Source organism: Arthrobacter sp. TB 26, from assembly GCF_000427315.1.
Classification (GTDB): Bacteria; Actinomycetota; Actinomycetes; order Actinomycetales; family Micrococcaceae; genus Arthrobacter.
The window spans coordinates 1,695-2,540 of record NZ_AUPJ01000553.1 but is presented as its reverse complement, the minus strand read 5'-3'; the positions used below and the strand labels follow the sequence as shown (position 1 = coordinate 2,540).

The window sequence follows — 846 nt, the reverse complement described above, 5'->3', positions numbered from 1 at the left end:
ACGATCGGCGGCAGGACGGTCCGGGTGGGCGGCCCGGCGATGCTAAAGGAACTGCAGGCGGGGGAACCCCCGGAACTGACGGCCGCGACGGCTGGCTGGCGGGACCGGGGTGCGGCAGTTCTTCATGTGCTGGACGGCGACGCCGTGCTGGGCGCCGTGAGCCTTGAGGACGCAGTGCGGCCGGAATCCCGCCAGGCCGTCGCGGCGCTGCAGCACCGCGGAATCAAGGTTGCCATGATCACCGGCGACGCCCGGCAGGTGGCCCAGGCCGTTGCCACCGAGCTGAACATTGACGAGGTCTTCGCCGAGGTCTTGCCGGCGGACAAGGACAAGAAGGTGGCCGAGCTCCAGTCCCGCGGCCTCAAGGTGGCCATGGTGGGGGACGGCGTTAACGACTCCCCCGCCCTGGCCCGGGCCGAGGTGGGCATCGCGATCGGCGGGGGGACCGACGTCGCGATGGAGTCCGCCGGCGTGGTCCTGGCCGGGAACGACCCCCGGGCTGTGCTGTCCATGGTGGATCTGTCCCGTGCGAGCTACCGGAAGATGTGGCAGAACCTCGTGTGGGCCACGGGCTACAACATCATTGCGGTTCCGCTGGCCGCCGGCGTCCTGGCGTTCGCCGGGATTGTCCTTTCCCCCGCCGCCGGGGCCGTGCTGATGTCCGCCTCCACGATCGTGGTGGCCCTCAACGCGCAGCTGCTGCGGGGCCTGAAGCTCAACCCCGCGGACGTCGGCTGACCTGAAAGTGACCCCCATGCCGGATACCCCACCACGCAATCCCTCATTCGGGAGATCCTTCGCCCGGGTGGGTCCGCGGATGGACGCCCGCGGGGCCGCGGACCACCG

Annotated in this window: 1 protein-coding gene; it reads left to right on the top strand. The window is 70.7% G+C overall.

Going from position 1 to position 846, the window contains the following annotated elements:
* Positions 1 to 738: HAD-IC family P-type ATPase (locus K789_RS0121695; RefSeq protein WP_024368573.1), on the top strand; the 738-nt coding region annotated here is incomplete at its 5' end.
* Between the last annotated feature and the right edge of the window lie 108 nt (positions 739 to 846).